This window comes from Paenirhodobacter ferrireducens, from assembly GCF_004022265.1.
In the GTDB taxonomy this organism is placed as follows: domain Bacteria; phylum Pseudomonadota; class Alphaproteobacteria; order Rhodobacterales; family Rhodobacteraceae; genus Rhodobacter; species Rhodobacter ferrireducens.
In genome coordinates, this window is record NZ_SAVB01000033.1 from 1 (window position 1) to 17,839 (window position 17,839).

A 17,839-nucleotide genomic window follows, 5' to 3' on the forward strand; every position below is an offset into this window, starting at 1 on the left:
GCGGTTGCTGACCGCATGAGGCCGAATGGTGGCGCCCAAGTACACCGAACCTCCGCAACGAACCTGCTTCGGCCAGCCTGCCAAGGGAAACCGTTCCACGCATCAGATTAATTCAGCAACCTGTTAAAAGATGCTTTTGGGGGGATTGGACTTGCCTTAGGCGTGTCAGCCCGCTGCTCACAGCTTGCCAAGCTGCCGAACATTACAAGGACAGGGAACGGACATGCGGAAGCTTCTCCTACATCTCGGGTTGACGAGGGGGCGCCCCATCATGCGGCCCGTTCAGGCGCAGGCCACCCCCTTTCCTCCGCCGCAGCCGGAGACGACACTGGCCGTGATTGGTGATGTGCATGGCGAGCTCGAGCTGTTTGAGCGGCTGCTCGCCAGGATCCGGCAACAGAGCCCTGATGCTCGGCTGATCTGTGTCGGTGATCTGATCGATCGCGGTGAAGCCAGCGCGGAAGTGTTGCGCCTCGCTTATTCGCGGCGTGAGGACGTGACCGTAATACTGGGAAATCATGAGGAAATGTTGTTACGTTTTCTCGGTTCCTCAGGGGGCGGCGAGGTGGATCTCGCGCGCTGGTTGCGCAATGGGGGGATGCAGACATTGGCGAGCTTTGGGATTGCCCCGCCGGGGGCGGTATTGAACTCCGCGGAGTGCCTAGCTTTGCGGGACCGGCTGCGCGCGGCGCTTGGGGCCGACTTGGAGCGCTGGCTGCGCAGCCAGCCACGGTTGGTGGTCAGCGGCAATGTCGCGGTGACCCACGCCGGTGCGGATCCTTGGCGGCCGATTGCCCAGCAGAGCGGCGAGGCGCTCACCTGGGGCTGTCCGGATTTCGGGCGCCGTAGGCGCACCGATGGGATCTGGGTGGTGCATGGCCACAGTATCGTTCCGGAGCCGGTCGCCGCAGATGGAGTTATCTCAGTCGACACCGGTGCTTTCGCCGGCGGAGCCCTGAGTTGTGCGATTATTTCCGCCGGACATGTTCGTTTCTTAAGCGAACTTCGCTGAGGTGCTTGCAATCTTCTGGGGCGGGCTTCACAAAACATAGTGACTATATCGAGATGGCTGCGGCAGAATGAATATGAATAGAATCCCCATGGCTGATGTGCGAGCCGACGGCGGTGATGACGCAATCGATCTGGCGCAATTGGTTCAGTCTCTGCGCGCGGGCTGGCGGGTGATTGCCGCCGTGACCGTTCTGATGATCGGTCTTGGCCTGATCTATGCCTATGGCCTCGCGACACCAATTTATACGGCCCAATCGGTGGTGGTGCTCGACACGCGCAAGAACCAGGTCGTTGATTTGCAAGGCGTGATGAGCGGAATTACCGGTGATTCCGACGAGCTGAATACCGAAGTCGAGGTGCTCAGATCGCGCGGCCTAGCCGAAAAGGTCGTGGATGAGACAAATCTCGCCGCCGATCCGGAATTCAATACAGCGCTTCGTCCGCCATCGTTGCGAGCGCGTCTCAAGTGGCTGTTCGGGGCGCAGATCCAGACCGAGACCTCGAAGGCGGGGGTGGTGGATGCGCTGCTCGACCACCTTTCGGTGCGCAATGTTCCCTCGAGCTATGTCTTCGAGATCGCGGTCCAGTCGCAAGATCCGCAAAAGGCCGCGATGATCGCCGACGCTATCGCCAAGCGTTACATTCTCAATCAGATCGAGGTGAAGTTCGACGCCACGGAGCAGGCGACGGCTTGGCTGACAAACCGTGTTGCCGAACTGAAAAGCGATCTCGAGGCGGCCGAGGAGAAGGTAAAATCCTTTAATTCTGCGACCACGCTCGTGTCTCCCGAGATGCTAGCCTCGCTCGAAGTGCAGCTTAAGGATATCCGTGAGCGAATCGAGCAGGGCAAGGCGCAGGAGGTGGCGGCGCAGACGCGCGTGGCGGCGCTGAAGGCCGCCGACACGCCCGAGGCCAGGCTCGCAGCCGCGCAGGATGCCCAGCTAATCCGGCAGGAGCCGGGAGGCGCGGAATTCGATGCACGTTTCGCCCAGGTTCTGGCGCGGGCGGAGCTTGATGCGGCTCGGGCGACCGATCAGCGCTCGGCGTTGGAGCGGTCCCAAGAAACGCTGGGTCGGCAGATCGCGAAGCAGGGCGACGACATGATCCAGTTGCAGCAGCTCACGCGCGAGGCCGAGGCAAGCCGCACGCTCTATGAATACTTCCTCGGTCGCCTGAAGGAGACCTCCGCGCAGCAGGGTATCCAGCAGGCGGACAGCCGCGTGCTGTCGATGGCCGTCATCCCCTCGATTCCGACGGCACCGCGCAAGAGCCTGATCATCGCGATGTGTGTCGCGCTTGGCATGTTTGCCGGTGTGGGGCTAGTGCTGGTCCGCGAAGCGCTGAACAGCGGCTTCCGGACCGCGCGTCAGCTCGAGGAAGAGACCGGTGTGGCGGTGATGGGGCAGATTCCGGTCATCCCCGGCAAAGAGCGCGCGGAAATCCTGGCCTATCTGGCGAGCAAGACCTCTTCGGCGGCGGTGGAGGCGGTGCGCAACCTGCGCACCTCGGTGCTGCTTTCGAATGTCGACCATCCGCCGCAGGTGATCGTCTCGACCTCTTCGATCCCGGGCGAGGGCAAGACGACGAACTCTCTGGCGCTTGCGATGAACCTCGTGGGCATCGGCAAGTCTGTCCTGCTGATCGAGGGCGACATCCGCCGCAACACGCTTGGGCAGTATTTCTCGGCGCAGGGGCAGAAGACCAAGGGGCTGGTCTCGGTCCTGTCGGGCGAGGCGACGCTGGAAGAGGCGATCCTGCGCCCGGCCGAGCTGGGGATTTCGGTGATCATGGGGGAACGGTCCGCGATCAATGCGGCCGATCTCTTCATGTCCGACGCTTGGCACGAGTTCATCCGGAAGGCGCGTTCACTCTACGATTACATCATCATTGATACGCCGCCGGTCCTTGTCGTGCCGGATGCGCGTATCATCGCCCAAGTGGCGGATGCAGTGCTGTTCTCAGTGAAGTGGAATGCCACTAGTCACGGCCAAGTGGCTGAGGCGCTGCAGATGTTTGAAACGGTTCAGCAACGGGTTGCTGGTCTCATACTCAGCCAGATCGACGGCGAGCAGATGAAGCGCTACGGCTACGGTGGCAAATACGGTAGCTATGGCGCTTACTCGGGCTATGGAGCGAAGTATTACAAGGGCTGAGTCACTGCCCGCATGGCTGGATGGCTGGGCTTGGTTGCGCTAGGTGTTTAATCCCACGGTTTGATGGTGTGATCCTTTCGAAGGAATGGAAGGATGCCCTATGGGACAAGTTCGTCACGGAAGCGCCACGACCACGCACGCCGTCAGAGCAGCAATAATGAGGGTCTGCCCGTCACTGGTCCGAGGGCTGGCTCGAATGATCGCAAGCTTCGCTCGCGACGTTGAGCCGGGAGCTCGGGATCAATCCCAAGACGGTTGCGAAGTGGCGTAAACGGCAGACGGTCGATGATCTCAAGACCGGCCCAACGGAGCCTCGTTCGACGGTCCTCACCGAGGCTGAGGAGGCGGCCATCGTCGCGTTTCGGCGCCACACGCTGCCGCCGCTTGATGACTGCCTCTATGCCCTTCAGCCCTCCATCCCGCACCGTAAGCGGCGTCTTGGCCCCACTCGTGATCAGCTTGACGGTTTGAAGTTCCAAGGCAGGAGATCTGAACCGCGCCGGGTTTGCCGGAGGCTCCAACTCCTGAGTAAGGTGGAGCATCATGAGCAAGACAACGAACAAGTTTTCTCCGGAAGTGCGTGAACGCGCGGTGCGGCTGGTCCTGGACAACGAGGGTCAGCATGGATCGCGATGGCAGGCGATCATGTCGATTTCGGCGAAGATCGGCTGTGCGCCGCAGACCCTGAACGATTGGGTCAAGAAGGCCGAGGTTGATAGCGGCAAACGTCCGGGCGTCTCAATCGAGATGGCCGAGAAGATGAAGGCGCTGGAACGTGAGAACCGCGAGTTGCGCCTGGCGAACGAGATCCTTCGCAAGGCGTCAGCGTATTTTGCGATGGCGGAGCTCGACCGCCGGTCGAAGTGATGGTGGGTTTCATCGACGCGCACCGAGATGCGCACGGGGTCGAGCCGATCTGCGACGTGCTGCCGATCGCCCCATCCACCTACTATGATCATCTGGCGAAGCGGGCTGATCCAGCTCGCCTGTCGGACCGCGCCCGCCTCGATGAAGCCCTGCGCCCCGAGATCCGCCGTGTTTTCGAAGAGAACTGGCGAGTCTACGGCGTGCGCAAGATCTGGCACCAGCTGCGCCGCGAGGGCTTCGATGTCGCCCGCTGCACGGTCGACAGGTTGATGAAGAGCATGGGTATTCAAGGTATTATCAGGGGCAAGCCGCATCGGACGACGATCCCCGACAAGAAGGCGCCGTGTCCACTGGACAAGGTAAACCGCCAGTTCCGTGTTCCGGCACCGAACATGTTGTGGGTGTCGGATTTCACCTATGTCGCCACTTGGAAGGGTTTCGTCTATGTCGCCTTCGTCATCGATGCTTATGCTCGCAAGATCGTTGGGTGGCGCGTCAGCAGCTCGGCGCATGCGGGGTTCGTTCTCGATGCCCTGGAACAGGCGGTGCATGATCGTCGCCCCGGAAAAGGCATGGGGCTGGTTCACCACAGCGACAGGGGCTCGCAATACCTGTCCATTCGCTACACGGAGCGCTTGGCGGAGGCCGGTATCGAACCCTCGGTGGGCAGCGTCGGCGACAGTTACGACAACGCCTTGGCCGAAACGATCAATGGCCTGTTCAAGGCCGAGGTCATCCACCGCTGCGGCCCATGGCGCAGCTTGGAAGCCGTGGAATACGCGACGCTCGAATGGGTGGACTGGTTCAACAACAGTCGTCTTCTCGAGCCCATCGGGAACATCCCGCCCGCAGAAGCCGAGGCCAACTTCTATGCAGCTCTGGAAACTGAAGCCATGGCCGCGTAACTAACGTCAATCAGCCTCCGGCAAACCCGGAGCGGTTCAGTCCTCCCAGAGGCCCGCCAGTGTCCAGCGTCGGAACTGTCGGTAAACGCTTGACCATTTGCCGAACTCGCTAGGTAGGTCCCGCCATGGCGCTCCGGTTCGGGCAATCCAGAAAATCCCATCAAGGACGAGGCGGTGGTTGGTGGCTTTGCGTCCGTTCGGGGCGCGGACGGCGAGGATGAAGCGCTCAAAGAACGCCCATTCCTCGTCCGACATAAGGTCTCGTGCCAAGCGGGTCTCCATCGCAGATGCCAGCTTGAATCATGCCCTGCCCCCGAGGGGAATCCCTTTTGTCAACACGACCTAGGTCCCCTCCGTCTCGCTGCGGTCCACATCGAAAAACCTGCCGGAATGCAGGCCTTCCCTTCGCAAGTGCGGCATTGCGCTTGCGGCGAGACCAGCATAACAATAGCTTCTACACTCACAATATGTTCAAAAGATCGCCGTGCTACTCGCTCGGACGTGACACCGGAAAAGTCTTGGAATGCATATACAGAGCGGATCTGAATCTTTTTCCAGAGTTAAGCCCGGGAGACCGGAATCAGTATTTCGGCTCGATATACAGGGCTTGCGCGCCATCGCAGTCGTCCTTGTCGTTCTGGATCACGTCTTTACCTGGCCAAGCGGCGGCTTCATGGGCGTAGACGTGTTCTATGTCATCTCTGGATACCTCATTTCCGCGCATATTCTGCGCCAAGTCGAGACCACCGGCACCCTGTCCTTCCGCGACTTTTACCTCCGGCGCATTCGGCGGATCTTCCCGGTCGCTTTCGTCGTCGCGCTCGCAACGGTGCTCGTCTCGTTCTTGCTCTGGTTTCCGCCAAGGGCGATTCAGGCCTCGCTTGATGCACTCAGCGCGATGCTTTTCGTATCGAACTTCCATTTCATGGCGATCGGAACCGACTACCTGCAACAGCAGGCAGCGGTTTCTCCGTTCCAACACTACTGGTCGCTGTCGATCGAAGAGCAGTTCTACACCATCTGGCCACTGTTGCTTCTGGGGTTGACTAGGTTCATGCACTCGCGCAGGGCCCTGTTTCTTTCGGTTCTTGCCCTGATTGCCGTGAGCCTTGCGTGGGGTCTTTGGCATACGCTGTCCGCGCCGGTATCGGCCTATTTCGACACCGGGGCACGGGCATGGGAACTGTTGGCCGGAGCGCTACTGGCCATTTCCGAAGCAAAGCAGGCCGGTGCAGAACGCCGACTCTCTGCGAAGAGGCGCCGGGCGGTCTCGCTCGCCGGGGCCGGAGTGATCATCCTGTCCGCCATCGTCGTCTCCCCGGCCTGGCTGATCCCGGTTCCGACGGTTGGTCTGGCGGTCATCGGCGCGATGGCGGTGATCTGGGCCAATGCGCCAGTTGGAAGGCTCAGCCTGCTTGGCAACGCGCTGTCGCAATGGCTGGGCAAAGTTTCCTATAGTCTCTATCTGTGGCACTTCCCGGTGCTGGTTTTTGCCAAACAATTTGGAGAAACGTGGCAGATCAAGCTCGCGACGCTGCCGATCATGCTGGCTTTGTCGTGGCTGTCCTATCTCTTCGTCGAACGTGCCGTTCTCGAAAGCCGGTTTCTGCAAACCGGAAAACGAAGGAAGTGGCCCTTCAAGGCCGAGCTTTCGGTCAGCCTCTCAGCCCTTTTCGGGATCGTCGTGTTTGCCTTGGTGCAACTCTACGGGCCCGGTGCGGTGCGCTCGGCGAACCCTTGGCTGACGCGTCTCAACAGTTTTCATCAGTTCGAAGCCGCCCCGCTGGCCTCGATGGAACAGCGTAAAGCCGATGTCCGCACCGCTCTTGCGGCAACGGCCTGGCCACCGGAGATCAGCGCGCAATTGGCGACGATGTCGGAAAACCAATTCGCTGAAGCAATGACCACCTGCCGCCAATCGCCGATGTTGGGCGCCCCTTGGAAGACCTGCCGAGCCACATATGGCACCATTCCTGTCGCCGTCATCGGCGATTCCATCACTGCGAGCTGGGTGCCTGCGATCGAGGGGGCGGCGCGCACGCAGGGCTGGGATGTTACGGCCATCACCTTTTCCAACTGCCCGCTTTTCGATGTCGATGCGAGCGATGCCTCCGGAAGCCCGGTGTTCACCACTGCCTGCCGGAACCGCAGGGCAGACATGTTTGCCCTGCTCCAGAAGATGAAACCGGAAATCGTTTTCTTGTCTGGCTCGGAATCCGGATTGACTTACACCGGCCTGCCTTTGCTGGAAGCCGCGCAAGCATGGGAAGAAGGAACGAAGCGGACCTTTGCGAAGCTTGCCGATGTTGGGCGAATAGTGGTTTTGGAGAATCCGCCTTGGGGCGAAAACCCGCTCGAATGCGCGGGGCGCTTTTCGTCGCCGAGTGATTGCATCGGGACAGTTTCTGAACGACACAAGCTCAAATCGGAAGCCGAAAGCGCCGCCGCACAGGATTTTGCGAATGCGCATTATGTTCCGACACGGTCGTGGTTCTGTTTCGATGACCGCTGTCCGGTATTTGCATCGGGTCTCGTCACGCGTGTGGACCGCGGTCACCTGACTGGGGCGACCTCCACACTTTTGGCGCCGGTGTTGGCAGAGGCGTTGTCGCAGTAGACTCAGGACTCGTTCTCGGATCATAGCCAGAACAAGACGGTCGCGGCGAGCATGATGGCAGAGAAGAAGGTTTCCTGGCACCGGTCGTATCGGGTTGCAACACGCCGCCAGTCCTTGAGACGGCCGAACATGATCTCGATGCGGTTGCGCCGTTTGTAGCGCCGCTTGTCGTATTTCACGGCCTTCTTGCGGGACTTCCGGCCCGGGATGCAGACCTTTATCCCCTTGTCTTTCAACGCTTCTCTGAACCAATCGGCATCATAACCCCGATCGGCCAGCTGCCCTCCAGCCTTCGGCATGCTGCCCAGCAGCGCTGCCGCGCCGGTGTAATCGCTGACCTGACCGGCCGACATGAAGAACCCGATCGGGCGCCCCTTGGCATCGGCAACGGCGTGCAGTTTGGTGTTCATCGGCGTTGTTACAGAAAGGCGTGCTGAGGCATGAGTACCGCTTTCCCGCTCTGGCTCAGGCCACGCGGACGACCTCGGCGGTGCCTAGCGCGTTGAAGCGATTGATAAGGGCGACCCGGATGGGCGTTGTTGCAGAAGTCGTTTTTGAGACGAGCGTACCCTTCCCCCCGTAGGCTCAGGCAACGCGTTCGATCTCGGCTTGGCCGAGGGCGTTGAAGCGGTTCATGAGGGCGATGCGGATTTCGGCGGTCTGGCGGTCGGGGGCTCGTGAGGCGATCCTTTCTCCGAATGATTTGAGACCGCGCATCTTCGCCTCGATGCGACTTCGGACATGGTAGCCGGACCACCGCTTCCAGATCGTCCGCCCGAGGAGTCGGGTGACGCGCAGGATGTCATTGCGGGCGCTCGCAGCAGGGCAGTCCTCTTTCCAGAAGCGTCCATTCTTGCGGATGGGAATGATCGCGGTGCCGCCCCGCGCGAGGATCGCGGCATGGCAGCGGCGGGTGTCAAAGGCCCCATCGCCCGTCACGGTGCCGATCTCCTAATCCGGCGCGATCTGGTCCAGGAGGTCCGGAAGGACAGGGCTGTCGCCCTCGCGGCTTGAGGTGAATTCAACGGCCACGATGTCGCCCGAGCCCGTGTCCATCGCCAAATGGACCTTGCGGTATTGGCGTCTGCGATGTTTGCCGTGTTTGCGGGCCAGCCATTCGCCATCACCCAGGAACTTGATCCCTGTGCTGTCGACCAACAGGTTGAGGGGGCCTGCCGCGCGACGGATCGAGACCTCGACAGTGATGGTTTTTTGCCGACGGCTCAGGGGGGAAAAGTCGGGGACAGGCCAATCCAGCCCGGCCATTTGCAGGATGCTCGACACCATCCCGGTCGTTTGCCGAAGCGGCAGGCCGAATAGCACCTTCACCATCAAACAGAACTGGATCGCTGCATCGGAGAACACCGGCGGTCGGCCAGTGCGACCCGCCTTGGGCGCCAGCCACACCATGTCCTTGTCGAGCCAGATCTGCAGCGACCCGCGTCGCTTCAGCGCTTCGTTGTAGGATTTCCAGTTCGTCGTGCGGTAGCGGGCAGGTTCAGGCTTGTTCATGCCAAGACTCTTAACCTATGGGATTCGCAAGGTGAATCCTTCCTGATCTGACTTATGCAACAACGCCGCGGCACAGATCCGCGCACTTTGCGCCGTCGACGTATACGTCGACCGTGCTTGGTCAGGATGCCGATGATCTGCTCGTCCGTGAATCTCGTTCGCTTCATTGTCCGTCCTCAAGTTGGGCCGGACTCTAATCGACGGTGGAGGAAAAATCCCGTGGCAGGTCACCTCCGACATGACCGCTCTCCTTTGTGGATCCTCGCAGACCCACCTTGGCACACAGATGCCGTCGGGGGGGCGGTTACAGCATCAGAGCCTGGCCGAAGTGGCGATGCAGCGGTCTTCCGCCTGAGCGGTGGAGACGGACCGTTTCCATTGGGCTTCGACTGCTCTACCATCAGTTAAAATTTTCAGGGTCAGAGGATTGGATGGCACCGAAATTTGGAACAAGCGGGTTGCGCGGACTGGTGGTCGAGCTAACCGACGCCTGCGTCAGCGATCATGTCAATGCTTTCGCCGCCAGTTGTGATCTGGGTGAAACGCTCTGGATCGGAGAGGATTTGCGGCCGTCTTCGCCGGACATCGCCACCATGGTCGAAACAGCGGCCTTGGCTGCGGGCCTGAATGTGGTGCGGACCGGACCGATACCAACGCCGGCTTTGGCCCTTTCGGCGCTCAAAGCGAGGGCCGGGGCGATCATGATCACCGGAAGCCATATTCCGGCAGATCGCAACGGGCTGAAGTTCTATACCCTCGCCGGGGAGATCACCAAGGCGGACGAAGCGCGCATTGTGGCAGCACTCGGGCAGCCGGCAACTGCTGTGCGAAGGGGGGGGCGGGCCTTGGCAGAGGAGCCCGGTGCCACCTATGTGTCGCGATACGTCGCAGCCTACGCTGGGGCTCTCGCGGGGCAGCGTATCGGGGTCTATGCGCATAGCTCTGTCGGACGCGATCTGCTGAGCGAGATATTGCAGGGCTGCGGTGCACAGGTGCTTGACCTGGGCCGCTCCCACATCTTCATCCCTGTCGATACCGAGGCTGTCAGCGCGGAGACCCGCGCCGCGCTTGCTGGCTGGGCGGCAGAGCATGGGCTTGATGCCATCGTCTCGACCGATGGCGATGCCGACCGCCCGCTCCTGACCGACCAGGCCGGGCGCGTGGTGCCGGGCGACGTGCTGGGCCAAATCACCTGCGCGGCACTTGGGGCCGAGACGGTGGTGACCCCGATCTCCTCGAATAGTGCGGTGACGGAAAAGGGCTTTGTCCGGGTCATACGGACCCGAATCGGTTCTCCTTATGTGATTGCGGGGATGGAAGAGGCGGGCGGGCGCGTCTGTGGCTACGAGGCCAATGGCGGCTTTCTGCTTGGCTTCGAGGCGGCGGGGCCGAGCGGGACCATTGCGCCGCTTGTCACCCGGGACGCGGTGTTGCCGCTTCTGGCGGTCCTGGCGCAGGCCGGACCCGGCGGGGTGTCGGCGCTGGTGGAGGCAGAGCCGGCCCGGTTCACTGCCACCGACCGGCTGCAGGAGCTCCCGGAGGCGGCGATGCGTGCCCTTGTGGCGGAGCTTGCTTCGAGCAAGGCCGCGCGCTCTGACTTCCTTGGCCAGCTGGGCGCCGTGGAAGCGGGGTGCGACTTGGCCGACGGCGTGCGGATGACCACGACGGATAGCCGCATTTTCCACGTTCGCCCTTCGGGTAATGCGCCAGAATTGCGGCTCTATGTGGAGGCTGACACTCGCGAGCGACTGACTGATGCATTGATGGCGGGGCTTGCGTTGCTGCAGCGGCGCCTGCAATGCGGCGCGGGGAAGGCTCTTGCGTGATTGTCCCCACTGGAGCCTTCCGATACAGGGCAAGTCATCGTGGAATAGGTGGAAAAAAGAGGCAAGCCATGGACGCGCCGCCAACTTACGCATGGCATGCCGCAAAAACGGACATTCAGAAGCGTGGGGCATTCCTCAGGTGATCAAGTCTTCGAATGATCTGTTCAATATTTCGTCTTGCGGCTCATAAAGTCATATTTCTGTAGCACGTTGATTGCATCTAGCGCTGTCCCAAGCGATCCCAAAGGAGCATTGCCATGAAAATCACTCCTGTCATCCTCTGCGGCGGCTCCGGGACGCGGCTTTGGCCGCTCAGCCGCAAATCCTACCCAAAGCAATTCGTGCCGCTGGTGGGGAACCAGACGCTGTTCCAATCTTCGGTATTGCGGATGACCGGCGGGGCGCTGGATTTCGCTGGACCGTTGGTTCTGACCAATTCCGATTTTCGTTTTATCGTCACCGAACAGCTTGCCTCCATCGGCATTGATCCAGGCGCGGTGCTGATCGAGCCGGAGGGGCGTAATACGGGCCCGGCGGTCCTTGCTGCCGCGCTTTATCTGGCCAAATCGGCCCCCGAAGCGGTGATGCTGGTCGCTCCGTCGGACCATCTGATCCCCGACAAGGCAGCGTTTCAGGCGGCGGTCGAAGCCGGGCTGAAAGCGGTGCAGGAAGGACAGCTGGTCACTTTCGGCATCGCCCCCACCCATCCGGAGACCGCTTATGGCTATCTGGAGCTGAGCGCCGTGCCCGATAGCGTTAGTCAGCCTGTCACGCTGAGCCGCTTTGTGGAAAAACCCGACGCGGCGCGTGCCGCAGAGATGCTCGCTGCAGGCAATTTCATGTGGAATGCCGGAATATTCCTGTTCCGCGCCAGCGACATCGTCGCGGCTTTTCAGGCCTGTGCTCCCGCCCTGCTGGAGCCGGTTTCGAAGGCGGTGGACGGGGCCGAGCCGGATCTTGGTTTCCTGCGTCTGGCTTCCGACCCTTGGTCCCGTGCCGAGAATGTTTCCATCGATTACGCGGTGATGGAAAAGGCCACCAATCTGAGCGTCGTGCCCTTTGCTGGGGCCTGGTCCGATCTCGGGGGGTGGGATGCGGTCTGGCGCGAGACCGGCCCGGACGAAACCGGAACAGTCACTACCGGCGAGGCCATCGCGATCGATTGCGAAAACAGTTTGCTGCGTTCCGACAGCACGGCACTGGAGCTTGTTGGTATCGGGCTGAAGAATGTGATTGCGATTGCCATGAACGACGCGGTGCTGGTAGCCGATATGTCTCGGGCTCAGGATGTGAAACAGGCCGTTAGCGCTCTCAAGGCCAAAGCGGCACCTCAGGCGACGCATTTTCCGATCGACCACCGCCCCTGGGGCTGGTTCGAAAGCCTTGTCATTGGCGATCGGTTCCAAGTCAAACGCATCCATGTACATCCAGGCGCTTCACTCAGTCTGCAGAGCCACTTTCACCGTTCGGAACATTGGATCGTGGTCGAAGGCACCGCGAAGGTGACGGTGGATGACAAGGTGACACTTGTCAGTGAAAACCAGTCGATCTATGTGCCGCTGGGTTCTGTGCATCGGATGGAGAATCCGGGCAAGGTGCCGATGGTACTGATTGAGGTCCAGACCGGTGTCTATCTGGGCGAGGACGATATCGTCCGCTACGAGGATGTCTATGCCAGAGGGCAGGGCGAAAAGGGCTAGTGACCTGCCCCCCGCGGAATCCCTCAACGTAGTGTAGAGTCTGCGCCAACTCTGAAGAAGCAGACGAATGCGAAAAGCCGTTTCACCGAGGCGCAGATAATCGGGATGATCAAGGAACATGAGGCCGGGATGCCGACGGCTGAGGTGTGCCGCAGGCACGGCCTGAGCACCGCGACATTCTACAAACTGAAGGCCAAGTATGGCGGCATGGACGTGTCGGAGGCCGCCAGGCTGAAGGCGCTGGAGGACGAGAATGCCAAGCTCAAGCGCCTGTTGGCGGACACCATGCTGGACAATGTCGTCTTGAAAGATCTGCTGGGAAAGAGCTGACGACATTGACGAAGCGGCGAGACGCGGCGCTCCGGGTGATGCGGGATCACGACCTCTCGCAGCGCCGAGCCTGCAGGCTGGTCGTAACCATCCGGCGTGGGCCGCGGTTTAGGCCGCTCGGCGAAGTTCGGACGCCTTCCAATTCCATGTCAGCAGATCCGGCACCCGAGAAGCCGTCGTGCCGGGCAGTCTGGCCGGGACATCGGCGAGCCAGGCCTGAGGATCGACATCGTTCATCTTCGCGGTGACGATCAGGGAATACATGAAGGCGGCGCGGTCGCCGCCGCGCTCGGAGCCGGCGAAGAGCCAGGATTTGCGGCCAACCGTACGCCACAGCAAGCGCGCCGAGCGCTTGAGCAATTCGAAGGCTCCGCGCCCGGCGCGCTTGCACCAGACAAGGAACCCGAATACCCAGATCCAACCTGCAGACTCTCATTATGAACGAGGGACCAGCAGGGGGCAGGTCATGTGATCTGACCCTCACTCCGATCGATCCAACACGTGTCTTTCCCTGGACCTGTCGATCATCCGGGAACGCCCTGCGGCGGGACCTTGTCTCGAAGGTGCTGCCGTGACCCAAGAAGGGCATGACCATCCGGTCCCGTGACTGTCCTGTCCCTGCATCCTTCCGAGCAACGAATGTTCATGTGCCGCAGGAAAGGATGATCGGATGGCCGAACCGCCAGAAGAAACTCATGTCATCGGTGGCGTCGATACGCACAAGGATTTGCATGTCGCTGCCGTCGTCGACCACCGAGACCGTGTTCTCGGCACCGAGAGCTTCCCGACAACACGGCACGGGTATCGCCTGATGCTGGCCTGGATGAGGTCCTTCGGCGACCTGCGCCGTGTCGGGGTCGAGTGCTCGGGCAGCTATGGTGCCGGTCTGCTGCGCTACCTGCAGGCCACGGGTGTCGAGGTGCTGGAAGTGACCGCCCCTGACAAACTCGACCGGCGCCGGCGTGGCAAGAACGACGATTACGATGCAGAAAGCGCGGCACATGCAGCCTTTGCCGAGCGCCGCACCGTCACGCCGCGCAGTCGCGACGGCATGGTCGAAAGTCTCCGGGTTCTGAGGGTTTGCCGCAAGACCGCGGTTCAGGCACGCCGAATTGCCCTGCAGATGATCCAGATGACGATCGTCTGCGCGCCCGACAGGATCCGGGAGCCGTTGCGATCCATGACGCGGATGCAGCTGATCCGCACCCTGGCTGCCTGGCGCCCCGATCTCACGGCATATCGCCAAGTCGAGGAAGCCTACCGCATCGCCCTCAAGTCTCTGGCGCGGCGTTATCTCGAACTGCATGACGAGGTGGCCGATCTGGACGACATGATCGAGGCCATCGTCAAGGATCTGGCCCCGGAGCTGCTCGCCCGAACGGCCATCGGCCTGAACAGCGCCGCACAGCTATTGCTCACGGCTGGGGACAACCCGGATCGGCTGAAATCCGAGGCAAGCTTCGCGGCATTGTGCGGCGTTAGCCCGGTCCCGGCCTCTTCGGGAAAGACAGTGCGGCACAGGTTGAACAGGGGAGGTGACCGCGCCGCCAATAGCGCGCTCCACATCATCGCCATCGGGCGCCTGAGGCTGGACCCACGTTCGCAGGACTACGTCGCCAGGCGCATCGCAGCGGGCCATTCCAAGCTGGGGGCCATTCGCTGCCTCAAACGCTATATCGCCCGAGAAGTCTTCGGGATCATCATGAGGCGGCACAGCGAGATCAACCAATGCCAGATCGCCACTTGACTCTTAGAAGGGCGGAAAGCTTCCTCGGCTTCATTGACATCACGTCGATCCGTCTCTGGATCCGCCATTTGTCAACATGACCATATTTGCCAGTGCCTATTCAACGCCCCCTCTCTTGGGCCAACGCGTCAGGCTTCGCCCCTTGGGGGCGACCTGATCTCCCTCGGCCTCGACCTCCTTGCATGGCACGGGCATCCTCTCCAGGTCCCCGGCCCCCGCATCGGCTCAGGCACCCGAGTTGCTTTCTCCTCGGGTGTAATGGGCACGACGCGGCCGCGGGGTCATGGTCCGGACGACAGCTTTGCTCGAGCGATCAATAGGTGGGAACGGCACCGCACACGCCTCGCCTTCCGCTCGACGCCCATTTCCTCTACGCTTCAGCGGATTGCAGATTGCCTGTCATGCTGCGACCGGTATCTTGAGTTGAGGCAAAACGAATTTCGAGGAAACGGGCGATGCCGAGCATTGGGGGATGCGCCGATCCCGGACGGAAAAATTCGTCCGGCATATTGCCGGCGGGGGCATTTGACGGTGCTCAAAACGCAGGGGAACGAAAAAACGAATGCAAAGCCAAGTAAATCGTCATTTCAAAATCGCCTTTTTGAACCTCAACGACGGCCCACACGGGGAGTATGGTGCCTTGCTGGCCGCTGCCGTTGCGCAGCAGCCGGACGCCGAGGTTCTGGTGATCGCCCCCGACAGCCTGCTCAAGGGGGCGCGTGCGGGGGCGCATCTCGAGGGAATGGCAACGCATGCGATCCGGTTCGACGGCAAGATGAACAAGGTCAAATCCTTGATCGAGGTCTGGCGGATCCTGCGCGCCTTCCGGCCCGACGTGATCCACGACCCGGTTGGCAGCGGTATCGGCGCGATGTTGCCGCTGCGCCCCTTTTTGCCGGGGCTGGCGCCCTTGGTCGTGACCGAGCACAACCCGGTGGTGCATCCCGGCCTTTCCGGCCGCCATCATGGCCCTGCGCGCGCCCTGACCCGCAGGACGGCGGCACTGATCCATGTTCACGGCCCGCAGGCCTATGCCGAGATGCGTGGCTTCGGTATGCCCGACGACCGGCTGGCGATCATCCGTCACGGCGCTTTCGACGAATATGGTGTGGCGGCACGCTACTTCGACCGAAGCGGCTCGAAACAGATTCTGATCTTCGGGGGGCTGCGGCCGAACAAGGGCATCGACATGCTGCCCGAGATCTTCGCCAAGGTGCGCGCCCACCACCCGGATGCCACACTGTTGGTGACGGGTGAGCGCCTCAAGCGTATCGACAGCGCGATGGCAGAGGCCATGGACAAGGCGCTGGACAAGCTCGCCACCATGGAGGGCTGCACGCTTTCGAATGCGCGCGTGCCCGAAGAAGACATCGCCCGGCTGTTCGGAAGTTGCGGGCTTTGCCTTTTACCCTATCACACGGCCACCCAGAGCGGGGTCGCCATGATCGCCATGACCACCGGCGCCCCCTTGGTCGCAACGCGCGTGGGCGATCTGCCCGACGTGATCGAGCACGGCCGCACCGGCCTTCTGGCCGAGCCAAACGCAGAGGCGATTGCCGACGAGATCATCCGCGCCTTCGACGATCACGAGGCGACGAAGGCGCGCGCCGAGGCCGCCCTGAGCTTTGCCGCCGAAGAATGTGCCTGGCCGGTGATAGGCAGGCAGATGGTCGCGGCTTATACCCGTCTCCTATCGAAGGGCTCAGGCGAGGACGGTGAAAAATGAAGATGAATGGCCTGTATCTGGGGCTGAGCCTATACGGATTACTGGCGGCGCTCCTTGCGTTGGTTCTGTCGTCGGGGCAATCCAACTGGCTCTTGTTCGGTTTCGGCCAGCTCTCCTTGCCGGCGCTCCTGTTGGTGCCCTCGCTCCTGTCACGCCCGATCAAGGTGACGGACCCGCTCAACTTGCTGCTCATCGGCGTAATCATCGGAACGGTACTGCAAAGCGCCCTGCTCGCATTCGGCGATAGCCCGGCCAGAACCTTTCTCATGGCGGACTGGACCGTGGACGATTATGCTACGGGGTCCCTATGGGTGATGCTTTCACTCTTCATCATCGGCACCACCTATTCCCTCACCACGAAACGGATCAAAATCCGCAGGTTTCTGCCAAGTGCGAAACATTTTTCCGCCGCGGGCGTTTCCATCGGCGTACTGATCGGCATTCTCGTATCGCTCTTCGCGCTAGTGACCTATCTGAAAGCGACCGGGGGCTTCAGCCTTTCCGAAATCAGCCGAAAACGAACGGTCGAATTCATCTCCAACGGTCAAGTCGTCTACGCCGGTGGGGGGTATTCACAGCTCTTCGCCAACATTTCGAGATATATGCTCCTGATCCTGCTCGGCTTTTTCCTGCAACGCAAAAAACGGTTGGGAATCGCCAACACGATATTGCTCGTCTTGATGTTCCTGCTCGCCGCGGCGCTGCCCTTCTTCTCCAGCAGCCGCGGCAGCCTTTTGCAGATCCTTTTCGGCGCACTCTATGTCTTCGTTGCCTTTCGTAATGTGACGTGGCGCTCTCTGCTCCTCGCCGCGCTCATCCCCACCTTCATCTTTGGGGCCATGACGGGCCTACGCTCCGCATACCAGGGGCGAACCTCGGGATTCCATATCGAAAACCCTCTACTCACCATGGCCGAAAGCGGAAACGGCCTCGCCATCGGAAGCACTACGGCGGTGCTATACGGCGTTCCCGAACGCATGCCTTACCAACTGGGAAGCACCCTGACCTCCTGGATCTTCGCGCCGATTCCCAGATCGATATGGCCCGGAAAACCCGAAACGGCTCTTGGCCGACGGATCAAGGAGGAAATCTATCACATTGGTGCGCTCCGCAACGGCTTCCCCGCCTCTTTTATGGCCGAAGGTTATATCAACTTCGGTTGGCTCGGTTTTCTCTTGTTCAGTGCGTTGTTCGGGTTCGGTCTGCGCCTGATCGCCAATTCGTTCGCCCCTCTGAAATCTGCAACGCCGACTGCGCCGGTCCTGTATTACATCGTTGCGAGCAATTTCGTCGGGCTTTCGAATATCAACCTGTCTCTTGCGGCCATTCGGTTCGGGATGGACCTCTTCGCCTTCCTCTTCGCCTATATGCTGTTGCGCTACATCATAGCACGTCAACCAAGCCACCGGCGGTCGTCTCCACTGGCGACGGCGGTTGATGCGTAG

General features: G+C 61.1%; 9 protein-coding genes, 7 pseudogenes and 1 other annotated feature. Of the genes and pseudogenes, 12 read left to right on the plus strand and 4 right to left on the minus strand.

The features are described from left to right. Nucleotides 1–271 precede the first annotated feature (271 nt). The 4 genes and pseudogenes from EOW65_RS19025 to EOW65_RS19045 all read left to right on the plus strand — a co-directional run bounded on the left by EOW65_RS19025 (nucleotide 272) and on the right by EOW65_RS19045 (nucleotide 4,936). Nucleotides 272–1,012 carry a metallophosphoesterase gene (locus EOW65_RS19025; RefSeq protein WP_128152152.1) on the plus strand — a complete coding sequence of 247 codons (741 nt, stop codon included), beginning with the start codon at nucleotides 272–274 and terminating at the stop codon, nucleotides 1,010–1,012. An 88-nt stretch (nucleotides 1,013–1,100) separates the two neighbouring features. Next, on the plus strand, nucleotides 1,101–3,164 hold the full coding sequence (locus EOW65_RS19030; RefSeq protein WP_240664798.1) for a GumC family protein: 2,064 nt from the start codon (nucleotides 1,101–1,103) through the stop codon (nucleotides 3,162–3,164). Between the two features lie 100 nt (nucleotides 3,165–3,264). Continuing rightward, nucleotides 3,265–3,598: pseudogene (locus tag EOW65_RS20330) on the plus strand (hypothetical protein); the annotation flags it as partial. 109 nt (nucleotides 3,599–3,707) lie between these two features. Continuing rightward, a protein-coding gene (locus EOW65_RS19045; RefSeq protein WP_128152156.1) for an IS3 family transposase occupies nucleotides 3,708–4,936 on the plus strand; the annotation gives its coding sequence in 2 pieces (ribosomal slippage) (nucleotides 3,708–3,996 and nucleotides 3,996–4,936; 1,230 coding nt in all). Then, nucleotides 3,989–4,105 (plus strand) — a sequence feature (AL1L pseudoknot). Its footprint overlaps the gene before it by 117 nt. A gap of 39 nt (nucleotides 4,937–4,975) precedes the next feature. Here EOW65_RS19045 and EOW65_RS19050 read toward each other — a convergent pair. Then, a pseudogene (locus EOW65_RS19050) lies at nucleotides 4,976–5,218 on the minus strand (transposase); the annotation flags it as partial. A gap of 325 nt (nucleotides 5,219–5,543) precedes the next feature. On the opposite strand from EOW65_RS19050, the gene EOW65_RS19055 reads away from it, so the two are divergent. Next, nucleotides 5,544–7,553, plus strand: coding sequence for an acyltransferase family protein (locus EOW65_RS19055; RefSeq protein WP_164880165.1), 2,010 nt, complete (start codon nucleotides 5,544–5,546; stop codon nucleotides 7,551–7,553). A gap of 20 nt (nucleotides 7,554–7,573) precedes the next feature. On the opposite strand, the pseudogene EOW65_RS19060 reads toward EOW65_RS19055, so the two are convergent. Together EOW65_RS19060 and EOW65_RS19065 are read right to left on the minus strand one after the other, a co-directional pair. Further along, nucleotides 7,574–7,963, minus strand: a pseudogene (locus tag EOW65_RS19060) (IS5 family transposase); the annotation flags it as partial. 175 nt (nucleotides 7,964–8,138) lie between these two features. Further along, nucleotides 8,139–9,065, minus strand: a pseudogene (locus EOW65_RS19065) (IS5 family transposase). Between the two features lie 431 nt (nucleotides 9,066–9,496). Here EOW65_RS19065 and EOW65_RS19070 point away from each other — a divergent pair. The 3 genes and pseudogenes from EOW65_RS19070 to EOW65_RS19080 all read left to right on the plus strand — a co-directional run. Next, entirely contained in the window at nucleotides 9,497–10,891 is a 1,395-nt protein-coding gene (locus tag EOW65_RS19070; protein WP_128152160.1) for a phosphomannomutase, read from the plus strand. A gap of 257 nt (nucleotides 10,892–11,148) precedes the next feature. Next, on the plus strand, nucleotides 11,149–12,591 hold the full coding sequence (locus EOW65_RS19075; RefSeq protein WP_128152162.1) for a mannose-1-phosphate guanylyltransferase/mannose-6-phosphate isomerase: 1,443 nt from the start codon (nucleotides 11,149–11,151) through the stop codon (nucleotides 12,589–12,591). A 105-nt stretch (nucleotides 12,592–12,696) separates the two neighbouring features. Beyond that, a pseudogene (locus EOW65_RS19080) lies at nucleotides 12,697–13,004 on the plus strand (transposase); the annotation flags it as partial. Nucleotides 13,005–13,029: 25 nt separating this feature from the next. On the opposite strand, the pseudogene EOW65_RS19085 reads toward EOW65_RS19080, so the two are convergent. Then, nucleotides 13,030–13,245 (minus strand): annotated as a pseudogene (locus EOW65_RS19085) (transposase domain-containing protein); the annotation flags it as partial. On the opposite strand from EOW65_RS19085, the pseudogene EOW65_RS19090 reads away from it, so the two are divergent. The 4 genes and pseudogenes from EOW65_RS19090 to EOW65_RS19105 form a co-directional block, all read left to right on the plus strand. Then, nucleotides 13,243–13,362, plus strand: a pseudogene (locus EOW65_RS19090) (IS3 family transposase); the annotation flags it as partial. The pseudogenes EOW65_RS19085 and EOW65_RS19090 overlap by 3 nt on opposite strands. Nucleotides 13,363–13,591: 229 nt before the next feature. Further along, a complete protein-coding gene (locus EOW65_RS19095; protein ID WP_128152164.1) occupies nucleotides 13,592–14,668 on the plus strand; it encodes an IS110 family RNA-guided transposase in 1,077 nt (358 codons plus the stop codon). Nucleotides 14,669–15,230: 562 nt separating this feature from the next. Continuing rightward, entirely contained in the window at nucleotides 15,231–16,394 is a 1,164-nt protein-coding gene (locus tag EOW65_RS19100; RefSeq protein WP_128152166.1) for a glycosyltransferase family 4 protein, read from the plus strand. Beyond that, nucleotides 16,391–17,839 carry an O-antigen polymerase gene (locus EOW65_RS19105; RefSeq protein ID WP_128152168.1) on the plus strand — a complete coding sequence of 483 codons (1,449 nt, stop codon included), beginning with the start codon at nucleotides 16,391–16,393 and terminating at the stop codon, nucleotides 17,837–17,839. The genes EOW65_RS19100 and EOW65_RS19105 overlap by 4 nt, the downstream gene beginning before the upstream one ends.

Excerpts from the sequence above, each read along its gene's own strand:
- EOW65_RS19070 (WP_128152160.1), top strand. The coding sequence starts at position 9,497 with ATGGCACCGAAATTTGGAACAAGCGGGTTGCGCGGACTGGTGGTCGAG.
- EOW65_RS19095 (WP_128152164.1), top strand. The coding sequence starts at position 13,592 with ATGGCCGAACCGCCAGAAGAAACTCATGTCATCGGTGGCGTCGATACG.
- EOW65_RS19030 (WP_240664798.1), top strand. The coding sequence starts at position 1,101 with ATGGCTGATGTGCGAGCCGACGGCGGTGATGACGCAATCGATCTGGCG.
- EOW65_RS19025 (WP_128152152.1), top strand. The coding sequence starts at position 272 with ATGCGGCCCGTTCAGGCGCAGGCCACCCCCTTTCCTCCGCCGCAGCCG.
- EOW65_RS19105 (WP_128152168.1), top strand. The coding sequence starts at position 16,391 with ATGAAGATGAATGGCCTGTATCTGGGGCTGAGCCTATACGGATTACTG.
- EOW65_RS19100 (WP_128152166.1), top strand. The coding sequence starts at position 15,231 with ATGCAAAGCCAAGTAAATCGTCATTTCAAAATCGCCTTTTTGAACCTC.
- EOW65_RS19075 (WP_128152162.1), top strand. The coding sequence starts at position 11,149 with ATGAAAATCACTCCTGTCATCCTCTGCGGCGGCTCCGGGACGCGGCTT.